The sequence below is a fragment of the Streptococcus parasanguinis genome (assembly GCF_001578955.1).
In the GTDB taxonomy this organism is placed as follows: domain Bacteria; phylum Bacillota; class Bacilli; order Lactobacillales; family Streptococcaceae; genus Streptococcus; species Streptococcus parasanguinis_U.
Genome location: NZ_KQ969689.1, coordinates 201345 through 212018 on the forward strand (window position 1 = coordinate 201345; position 10674 = coordinate 212018).

The window sequence follows — 10674 nt, forward strand, 5'->3', positions numbered from 1 at the left end:
GAAGTTGAAAGAAGAGTAATAGAGAAAAAACCAGCCGAGAGGTTGGTTTTTACTATCCATAAAATTGTGTTAGAATAGGAAAGACCATTACATATCAACTGCCATTAGGAGGAGTTACATGAACAAATTTTTAAGAGTCTTATTTGTCCTGGTTATCATCGCCATGTCTGGAGCGATTATCTTCCAGCTATTCTTTCCATCCTATATGGGAAGTCATTCGGGATATGGTATTTCTGTCGGTTGGCAGCGGGAGATTGGGATTTGGAATGTGGCAGTTCTTGTGATTCTCATTGCTGTCAATCTCAAATATGATTGGTTTTATCTTCGGACGGTTCTATTGGCTTTGATCCTAGGTGGGATTGGAATTGGGACGAATCATTTATTTGCTTATCTCAACTATCATTTGCCAGTCAATGGGATCGGTGCGCTTGAAAATTATCTCTTGGTCCTTGGTTGGATTTTGGGGTGGAGATTGGAGGTTTGTCGGATACAGAAAAAGTCTTGTAATGTGGAGAGGAAAAGAAGTCATCACTAGGTTTATTTCTTCATTGTCTTCTTTGTTCAGTTTTTCCTTGACAAGTAAAAAGAAAACGTTTACAATGTGGTATATAAAGTTTCCTGAAAAGAAAACTAAAAATCATGAAAACAAGGAGACCATCCTATGGCTACTATGAAAGCAGCACGCTGGCATGCAGCAAAAGACGTTCGTATCGAAGAGGTGGAGGTACCTGAAGTACAACCACATCAAGTAAAGGTGGCAGTTAAGTTCACGGGGATTTGCGGGACAGACTTGCATGAATATTTGGACGGCCCAATCTTCATTCCAACAGAAGAACATGTTTATTCTGGTCAAAAAGCACCAGTTACTTTGGGACATGAATTCTCTGGTGAAATTGTAGAAGTCGGAAGTGATGTCACTCGTGTCAAAGTTGGGGATCGTGTAACCATCGAACCAATTCTTGCAGAGCACAACTTAATTGGTGATTATAACCTTGATCCAAACTTGAACTTCGTCGGCCTCGCTGCAGATGGTGGTTTTGCTAAATATTGTGTTCTTGATGGTGATCTTGTCCATGTGATTCCAGACAGCTTGAGCTATGAACAAGCCGCTCTCACAGAACCTGCTGCTGTAGCTGTGTATGCTGTCCGTCAATCTGCTTTGAAAACTGGAGATACAGCTGTTATCTTTGGTTTAGGCCCAATTGGTCTCTTGATCGTTGAAGCCCTCCGTGCAGCAGGAGCATCAAAAATCTATGCGGTTGAATTGTCTCCTGAACGCCAAGCTAAAGCAGAAGAATTGGGAGCGATCGTTGTTCGTCCAGAAGAAGGAGAAACAGTCGTAGAAGCCATCCATCGTTTGACAGGTGGTGGAGCAGATGTTTCTTATGAAGTCACTGGGGTTCCAGTTGTTTTAGGTCAAGCCCTTGCAGCTGTTCATAAAGCTGGGGAATGTATGGTTGTATCTATCTGGGAACGTGAAGCGAGCATCAATCCAAATGAATTCGCTATTCAAGAAAAATCCCTCAAAGGAATTATTGCTTACCGTCATATCTTCCCTAAAGTCTTGGAATTGATGGAACAAGGTTACTTCTCTGCTGAGAAATTGGTTACCAAGAAAATTAAATTGGAAAATATCGTTGAAGAAGGATTTATTGAATTAACACAAGATAAATCCCAAATCAAGATCTTGGTTCAACCTGAATAAGCTAATAAACTTATATAAAATAATGCAAGGCTGAAACGTTTAGTTTCGGCCTTTTATGATACAATAAAAGTAAGGAACAGATTTGGGAGGGGACTATGTCAAAGACGATGAAGGGGACGCTCATGACCTTGATTGCTGGGATCGCTTGGGGCTTATCAGGAGCTTGTGGTCAATACCTGATGGCTCATGGATTTACAGCGATCGGTTTGACAACGATTCGTTTAATTATTTCGGGAGCAGTTCTATTGCTATTAGCCTTTCTAGCGGATAAGAAAAAAGTGAGAGCCTTTCTAACAGACCGTTCGTCTTATTTGCCCTTGCTCTTGTTTGCATTTTTGGGTTTGTTAATGACTCAATTGACCTATTTAGAAGCGATTCATGCGACAAATGCTGGTACGGCAACTGTTTTACAGTATCTTTGTCCAGTAGGTGTCTTGGCCTACTCGTGTATCAAAGACTGGGTAGCTCCTACGGTATCTGAAATCATTTCGATGGTCTTAGCCATTGCAGGGACCTTTCTTATTGCGACCCATGGTCAACTCAATCAATTGGCAATCACTCCTAAAGGGCTAGCTTGGGGGCTTGTTTCTGCCTTTGCCTATGCCCTCTACATCATTCTGCCTATTCAATTAATTCAAAAATGGGGTAGTATGTTGGTGATTGGTATCGGCATGCTCATTCCAGGACTTATGATGATTCCCTTTACAGGGAAAAGACTCTTTCATGGCCAATATAGCATGGATAATCTGATGGGCTTAGTTGGCTTAGTGGTGATTGGGACTATTTTTGCCTATACGGTCTTTTTGAAAGGAACTAGCTTAGTTGGCCCGGTCAAAGGCAGCCTTCTTGCTTCGATTGAGCCCATTTCAGCTGTATTCTTTGCTTTTGCTATTATGAATGAACATTTCTTTGCCATTGATTTTATAGGGATGGCTATGATCCTTTTTGCGGTTGTCTTGATTTCCCTCAAGGATCTCATGATTCAAAAAGAAAAAGGAATCTTGTAAAACTAAGATCAATTGTTTTTCAGTAAAAAGGTTGAGACGAAAGTCTTGGCCTTTTTGTGATTCTCGCCCTCTGAGGGAGAGTTATCACTATATAGCGTATACATAGTTAGAAAAAGATGTTAGAATAGAGAAAAAATTTTTTAAGGAGATGAGGATGAAAAAGATTTTAAAATGGACCTTATTTGCTGTGGCGACCTTGAGTCTAGTAGCTTGTGGAACTACTGCTCAAAAGACAAATTCGCAGCAAGCAAAGACAGAAAAAGCAGCGAAAAGTTCCGCATCTGACGGTCAAGTCGAGGTGAGTTTAAAAGGAGGGCAATACATCAAGCCACCTGTCCTCAATGATTCAGAAGACGGGACCTATTTAGCCCTTCAATTAGAATTTAAAAATGTTGCCAAAGAATCTATCAACGTGTCAGATTCAGATATCACCATTTACGATGAGGATAATAACAAGGTCAAATTGCAGTCAGGAATTTATGACCAAAGTGAAGCCTTCCAATTGCTTAAGAGTGATCAGTTGGCCCAGGATAAAAAATTAACTGGCTATATCGTTTTCCCAGTCGAAAAAGGTAAAAAATATGAAGTGCAGTATGAACGAAAAACCTATAGCTCTGATAAAAAATCCAAGCCTTTAAAATTTGCGTTGGATTCTTCTCAGTATGAGGACAAGGTGGAAGCTTCCACTCTTCTAGCAGATGAATACATCAATCAAGTTTACTTCAGTGGCCAACGAAAGGTCAAAAAGGATGATGCTTTTGTTTTGGGAACTGATTTGAAAAAGGAAGCCAGTGATTTCCGTGCGAAATTTGCGGCTGACTTTACTCGCAAATTACACGATTACCAATTCCCTGAAGAAGAAGTAACCCAGTTTATCGATGCTTATGAAAAGGAAAATGCTAAGCGCGCGAAATTAACCTATAAGGTCAAACAATACTTCCCAGACAAGGTAGTCATTAGCCTGAATCCTGAGACAGTCAGCATGGAAAAGACGATCTTAAACCACATGCAGACCTTCTATCAAGAACATCGTAAAGACTACCCAGGGATCATCGAGGCGAATCAGGCTCAAAACAAAGCCTATAGAGAGGAAATGATGGCTTCTCTTGCAGATCGTCCCTTGACGACGCCAGATCGATACGACTACCAGTTGACCTTTGTTAAGAAAGATGGCAAGTGGGAAGTAGAAAAAGCCTATAATAGTGATAGCTTTATGGAAAAATTCGAGGGAAATCTTTCTTAATGCGGAAGTTGGCACTTCTAGGACATAGATCTAGGAGTGTTTTTATCTATAGTTTGAAACTATATCAAAACCCAAGAAACAGGAATTAGACGGAAACACCTATTCGTGATAAAATAATTTTAAGTTTGAAAGGAGATGAAGGCTTGTGTCTTTTTCTTATGAAGAGTTAGCAGAGATTCGCTACTATATCCACCAACACCCAGAATTGTCTGGTCAAGAATACCAGACAACTGCCTTTCTAAAGGAGCGTTTAGAGGAGTTGGGGATTCGTATTTTAGAGAGTGGATTAAAAACTGGTCTGATTGCAGAAATTGGGTCCGGCCAACCAGTGGTGGCACTTCGAGCAGATATCGATGCCCTTCCAATTTTGGAACAAACAAATCTGCCCTACAAAAGTCAGAATCCAGGAGTCATGCATGCATGTGGCCATGATTTTCATCAAACCAGTCTTCTAGGAGCAGCAGCTCTTCTCAAGGAAAAAGAAGACCAGCTTGAAGGAACCGTACGCTTGATCTTTCAACCAGCAGAAGAAATCTCAGAGGGTGCTTCTGATGTTTTAGCAACAGGACTGTTGGAGGATGTTCAAGGAATTATTGGTTTTCACAATATTCCCCAGCTAAAAGCAGGGCAACTTGCCTTGAATGCTGGAGCTATGATGGCAGGGGTTGAGAAATTCAAGGTTACCGTGACAGGGGTCAGTAGTCATGCTGCGAGACCAGACTTGGGAGTTGACACTGTAACGGCTGTCACAACCATGGTTCAGAACTTACAATTATTAATTTCACGGACCGTTTCTCCCTTTGAAACTGCTGTTTTGTCCATTACGCACCTGGATGTGGGTTCAACCTGGAATGTGCTCCCAAAATCAGGTTATTTTGAAGGAACCATTCGTTCCTTTAATCCAAGTGTGCAAAGAGAGTTGAAAGAACACTTTGTTTCTATCGTTCGTCACATAGCGAAAAGCCTTGAAGTGGATGTGGCTTTTGAGTGGGGTGTGACCCCGCCCGTTACCTTTAATGATGAGGAATTAACGAAAGTAGTTTGGGAAGCTTCACAAGATTTGGCTGAGGTGCTTCCAGCAAATCCATCTACAGCTGGAGAAGACTTCGCCTTTTACCAAGAGCGAATTCCTGGAGTCTTTGCCTTTATCGGTTCAAACGGAGAGCCAGACGCGCCAGACCTCCATCATGATCACATGACCATCGATGATGCAGCCTTTGAGGTGTCGGTTCCCTATTATGTTGAAAATGCGCAAGCTTTATTGCGATATTTTAAAGCCAAAGAAGTGTGATAAAGAAAAACTATCACCTCCATAAAAAATATATATTAGGCAAGCAAATGCTTTTTTGATAAAATAAAAAAATACTTATAAAATGGCGTTTTATGTGTCTGAAACGAATAAGGAGATCCTATGAATCTAAAAAAAGTGATTAAGTATTCTGCTTTAGGATTAGTTGCAGTCCTTGCAACCAGTGCTTTAGTAGCATGTTCATCTGGCAAATCAGCCAGTGTTAAGAAAACCATTGAAGTTGGGACTGTTGGAACAACCAAACCATTCTCTTACGAAGAAAAAGATGGCAAGCTAACCGGTTATGAAATCGAAGTTTTGCGTGAAATCTTCAAAGGTTCAGACAAATATGAAGTAAACTTTAACAAAACAGAGTGGTCTTCAGTCTTTGCTGGCTTAGATAGTGACCGTTTCCAAATCGGTGCCAACAACATTAGCTACTCAAAAGAGCGAGAAGAAAAATACCTCTATCCAAATCCATATGCTCGCAATCCATTAGTTTTGGTCGTACCAAAAGATTCTTCTATCAAATCTTTGGATGACTTGGGTGGTAAGAAAACAGAAGTTGTTCAAGGAACATCTACTGCTAAACAATTAGAAGATTTCAATAAAAAACATTCAGATAATCCAACTGACTTGCAATACACAGATGGAACGATTCAAACCATCATGGCAAATCTAGCGGATGGTCGTACAGATTACAAGATCTTCGAACGGATCTCAGTAGATACTATCATTCGAGATCAAGGCTATGACAACTTGAAGGTTATCGAGCTTCCAAGCGACCAACAACCTTATGTGTATCCAATTATTGCAAAAGAAGATAAAGACCTTCAAAAATTTGTCAACAAACGCATCAAGGAACTCTATGACAATGGAACCCTTGAAAAACTGTCTAAAAAATACTTTGGTGGAACTTACCTACCAGAAGCAAAAGATATTAAAGAATAATATTTAATTAAAGGAGACTTCAAAATGAAATTGAAAAAAATTCTTGGTTTAACAGCTCTTGCAGCTATCGCAACATTTGCTCTTGCAGCATGTGGTTCTTCAAAATCATCTAGCAAAGATGGTGAAACAACTGTAAAAGTAGGTGTCATGACTTTGAGTGACACTGAAAAAGCTCGTTGGGATCAAGTTCAAAAGAACTTGGATGACGCTAAAACAGGAATCAAATTGGAATTCACTCAATTTACAGACTACTCACAACCAAACGTGGCTGTAAAAGATGGTAGCGTGGATATCAATGCTTTCCAACACTATAACTTCCTTGATAACTGGAACTCTAAAAACGACAAGGCCCTTGTTGCAGTAGCAGATACGTACATCGCTCCAATCCGTCTATACTCTGGTACAGAAAACGGTAAAAACAAATACACTTCAATTAAAGAAATTCCTAAAGGTGGAACAATCGCTGTACCAAATGACCCAACAAATGAAAGCCGTGCTTTGTATGTCTTGCAATCAGCTGGTTTGATTAAATTGGATACCAAAGATGGTCAATTGGCAAACGTGTCAAATATCAAAGAAAATTCAAAAGATTTGAAGATCTCTGAATTGGATGCTTCACAAACGCCATCTGCTCTTCCATCAGTAGATGCTGCAGTCATCAACAATACCTTCGTTCGTGAAGCAGGCGTTGATTTCAAAAAAGCTATCTATGTTGAAAAGAAAGACAACAACTCAAAACAATGGTACAACTTGATCGCTGCTAAGAAAGATTGGGAAAAATCTGATAAAGCAAAAGCAATCAAAGAAATCATCAAAGCCTATCACAAAGACAATGTGAAGAAAGTGATCGAAGAATCTTCAGAAGGAATGGACCAACCAGTCTTCTAAGATTTGATCTCAAGTGTATGAAGGAGGTGGAGAAGCGATTCTCTACCTCTTATCGTGTATTAGGAGGAATGCATGCCTTTTGCAACAGAAGCGGAACAAATCCGTAAATTTGAAAATGATGAGGTCGCACAACACTATTTTGAAGTGTTACGAACCTTGATTTCAAAAAAATCCATCTTTGCCCAACAAGTTGGTCTCAAGGAAGTAGCCAACTATTTGGGGGAAATTTTTACAGCTGCAGGAGCCAAAGTCGAAGTTGATGATAGCTATACAGCACCTTTTGTGATTGCCAAATTTTTCTCGCCAAATCCTGAAGCCAAAACCATCATTTTTTATAACCACTATGATACGGTACCAGCTGATGGAGACCAACCTTGGACGGGAGACCCTTTTACCTTATCAGTTCATTATGGGACCATGTACGGTCGAGGGGTTGATGATGACAAGGGGCATATCACGGCTCGTCTCACAGCCCTTCGAAAATACATTCGTGAAAGTGGCGATTTGCCAGTCAATATCACCTTTATCATCGAAGGGGCAGAGGAGTCTGCATCGACTGACTTGGATAAATACTTGGCCAAACACAAGAAACACTTGCGTGGGGCAGACCTCTTAGTCTGGGAACAAGGTACCCGAAATAATCAGGGTCAGTTGGAAATTTCTGGTGGTAGCAAGGGGATCGTCACCTTTGATATGGTGGTGAAGAGTGCAGAAGTGGATATTCATTCCAGCTATGGCGGGGTGGTGGACTCTGCTTCCTGGTATTTGTTAAATGCCATCGCAAGCCTACGTGACAAAGAAGGCCGAATCTTGGTGGATGGGATTTACGATCAGATCCAAGAACCCAATGAACGCGAGCTAGCTTTGATCGAGCAATATGCCAACAAAGGGCCAGAAGATGTTGCGGAAACCTATGGTCTAACCCTCCCAATCTTGAAGGAAGACCGAAAAGAATTCCTGCGCCGTTTCTATTTTGAACCAGCCCTGAATATTGAAGGTTTTGGCTCTGGTTACCAAGGCCAAGGTGTTAAAACGATTCTTCCGGCAGAGGCGCGTGCCAAGATGGAGGTGCGATTAGTTCCTGGACTGGATCCCAAGGATGTCTTAGAAAAGATCAAGCAGCAATTGAAGAAAAATGGCTATGATCAGGTCGAATTGGTCTATACTCTCGGGGAGATGAGTTACCGAAGTGATATGAGTGCCCCATCGATTTTAAATGTCATTCGGCTGGCCAAAGACTTCTATAGAGAAGGAGTTTCTGTTCTTCCAACAACAGCGGGAACAGGGCCAATGCATACGGTCTTTGAGGCTTTGCAGGTGCCAATGGCAGCCTTTGGAATTGGCAATGCCAATAGCCGTGATCATGGGGGCGACGAAAATGTGAAAATCGCCGATTATTACACCCATATTGAATTGATAAAGGAGTTAATAGCAAGTTATGAGTAAAGCAATGATTCAGCTGGACCACATTGATGTGACCTTCCAGCAAAAGAAACGTCAGATCCAAGCCGTCAAAGATGTGACCATTCATATTAATGAAGGCGATATCTATGGGATTGTAGGGTATTCTGGAGCCGGGAAATCGACCTTGGTTCGGGTGATCAATCTCTTGCAAGTGCCTAGCGCCGGAACCATTACTGTGGATGGAGATGTGATTTATCAAGATCAGGTGACCCTAAAACCGGCTGCCCTTCGGGAGAAACGTCGGGATATCGGAATGATTTTCCAACACTTCAACTTGATGGCTCAAATGACTGTCGCAGAAAATGTAGCATTTGCTCTTAAACATTCTAAATTGAACAAAGAACAAAAGAATGAGAAAGTGGCGAAATTGTTGGATTTGGTTGGTCTATCTGACCGTGCAGAAAATTACCCAGCACAATTGTCTGGTGGTCAAAAGCAACGGGTAGCGATTGCGCGTGCCCTTGCCAACGATCCAAAGATTTTGATCTCAGATGAGTCAACTTCAGCCTTGGATCCAAAGACGACCAAACAAATTCTAGCTTTGTTACAAGAGTTAAACAAAAAACTTGGCTTAACCATTGTCTTGATCACCCATGAGATGCAAATTGTCAAAGATATTGCCAACCGGGTAGCTGTCATGCAAAATGGCGAACTGATCGAAGAAGGATCTGTTTTAGATATCTTCTCCAATCCTAAAAATGGCTTGACTCAAGACTTTATCACTGTTGCAACAGGAATTGATGAAGCCATGGTGAAAATCAACCAACAAGCGATTGTTAAGAACTTGCCAGATGATTCGATTTTAGCGCATCTCAAGTATGCAGGTTCTGTAACAGATACAGCCATCATCAATGATATTTACAAGCAGTACCAAGTATCTGCCAACATTTTATTTGGGAATATCGAGATCCTTGATAACACGCCTGTTGGAGAGTTGGTGGTCATCTTATCAGGTGAAAATCAAAATCTGGAAACGGCCAAAGCTGAGTTAGAAAATGCAGGAGTTTCCGTGACTATTGTGAAAGATGGGAGAAAAGCATGATCCAGTTAATTCAAACATATTTACCAAATGTCTATAAATTAGGGTGGTCTGGCCAGTATGGTTGGGGAACCGCTATTTACCTTACCCTTTATATGACCGTTATTTCCTTCATTATTGGTGGATTTTTAGGTTTGGTGACAGGGCTTTTATTAGTCTTGACCCGTCCAGGTGGCGTCATCGAAAATAGAATCGTTTTTCAAATTTTGGATAAGATTACTTCTTTGTTCCGCGCCATTCCTTTCATTATCTTGTTGGCCTTTATTAATCCATTGACCTACTTGCTCTTGAAAAATACCATCGGCCCTACAGCCGCTCTTGTTCCATTGTCCCTAGCTGTCTTTCCATTCTTTGCCCGCCAAGTTCAAGTGGTCTTGTCCGAATTGGATGGAGGCGTGATTGAAGCGGCCCAAGCCAGTGGGGCAACCTTCTGGGATATTGTCGGTGTCTACCTTCGTGAAGGGCTTCCAGATTTGATCCGTGTAACGACTGTAACGATCATTTCCTTGATTGGAGAAACCGCCATGGCAGGTGCCGTTGGTGCAGGAGGACTAGGAACCTTGGCCATCAACTACGGGAAAAACATGTTTAACAATGATGTCATCTTTGTGGCGACCTTATTGATCCTGATTCTTATCGTTCTAGTCCAATTTATCGGGGACTTCCTTTCGAAGAAAATTAGCCACCGTTAGGATCAGTATCCAATGAATAGAATAAATGTGAATCATATGAAACAAGTCGGAGCCTTCGTCTTCCTCTATTTTGTTGCGATTGGACTGGGGGTCTTAGTTGGAAATCTGGTCGATCATCAAGGAAATATGTTTTATGCTCCTGCCTTTTCAGCCTTGTTTGGCGGGACGATCTACCGCTATTTTCTAGAAAAAATAAAAGGAGTTGGATCTATCTTTATAGTTGGCTGCGTGATCGGATCCTTCTTTCTCCTTTCACGTCATGGTGCAGGGGCCTTTATTCCAGCCTTGATCGCCGGAAGTTTTGCGGAGATGGTCGCTTCAAGTGGTCGTTTTCGCTCGAATTTACGAAATGCCTTGTCTTTTGTTATTTTTGCCTTTGCGACAACAGGGCCCATTC

General features: G+C 41.4%; 11 protein-coding genes. All 11 read left to right on the forward strand.

Annotated features, from left to right (window positions below; genetic code table 11):
• The first annotated feature begins 118 nt into the window (after positions 1-118).
• Positions 119-535: a hypothetical protein gene (locus SPADD19_RS00915; RefSeq protein ID WP_049487946.1), complete on the forward strand. Its 417-nt coding sequence runs from the start codon at positions 119-121 to the stop codon at positions 533-535.
• A gap of 126 nt (positions 536-661) precedes the next feature.
• Positions 662-1705 carry a 2,3-butanediol dehydrogenase gene (locus SPADD19_RS00920; RefSeq protein WP_013904067.1) on the forward strand — a complete coding sequence of 348 codons (1044 nt, stop codon included), beginning with the start codon at positions 662-664 and terminating at the stop codon, positions 1703-1705.
• 95 nt (positions 1706-1800) lie between these two features.
• Positions 1801-2712, forward strand: a complete 912-nt coding sequence (locus SPADD19_RS00925; protein ID WP_061454964.1) for a DMT family transporter — start codon at positions 1801-1803, stop codon at positions 2710-2712.
• 154 nt (positions 2713-2866) lie between these two features.
• Entirely contained in the window at positions 2867-3955 is a 1089-nt protein-coding gene (locus SPADD19_RS00930; protein WP_241496377.1) for a DUF4352 domain-containing protein, read from the forward strand.
• Between the two features lie 145 nt (positions 3956-4100).
• Positions 4101-5246 (forward strand): amidohydrolase, encoded by a 1146-nt coding sequence (locus tag SPADD19_RS00935; RefSeq protein WP_061454966.1) that lies wholly within the window; start codon positions 4101-4103, stop codon positions 5244-5246.
• A gap of 120 nt (positions 5247-5366) precedes the next feature.
• Positions 5367-6194 carry an amino acid ABC transporter substrate-binding protein gene (locus SPADD19_RS00940; RefSeq protein WP_061454967.1) on the forward strand — a complete coding sequence of 276 codons (828 nt, stop codon included), beginning with the start codon at positions 5367-5369 and terminating at the stop codon, positions 6192-6194.
• A 24-nt stretch (positions 6195-6218) separates the two neighbouring features.
• Positions 6219-7082: a MetQ/NlpA family ABC transporter substrate-binding protein gene (locus tag SPADD19_RS00945; protein ID WP_049515872.1), complete on the forward strand. Its 864-nt coding sequence runs from the start codon at positions 6219-6221 to the stop codon at positions 7080-7082.
• 72 nt (positions 7083-7154) lie between these two features.
• A complete protein-coding gene (locus SPADD19_RS00950) occupies positions 7155-8528 on the forward strand; it encodes a M20/M25/M40 family metallo-hydrolase (protein WP_003013394.1) in 1374 nt (457 codons plus the stop codon).
• Entirely contained in the window at positions 8521-9588 is a 1068-nt protein-coding gene (locus SPADD19_RS00955; RefSeq protein WP_061454968.1) for a methionine ABC transporter ATP-binding protein, read from the forward strand. The genes SPADD19_RS00950 and SPADD19_RS00955 overlap by 8 nt, the downstream gene beginning before the upstream one ends.
• Complete coding sequence (locus tag SPADD19_RS00960) at positions 9585-10277, forward strand: methionine ABC transporter permease (protein WP_003008487.1); 693 nt, start codon at positions 9585-9587, stop codon at positions 10275-10277. Before SPADD19_RS00955 ends, SPADD19_RS00960 begins: the two co-directional genes overlap by 4 nt.
• 12 nt (positions 10278-10289) lie before the next feature.
• Positions 10290-10674 (forward strand): MptD family putative ECF transporter S component (locus SPADD19_RS00965; protein WP_164905812.1); only part of this gene is annotated, 385 nt, incomplete at its 3' end.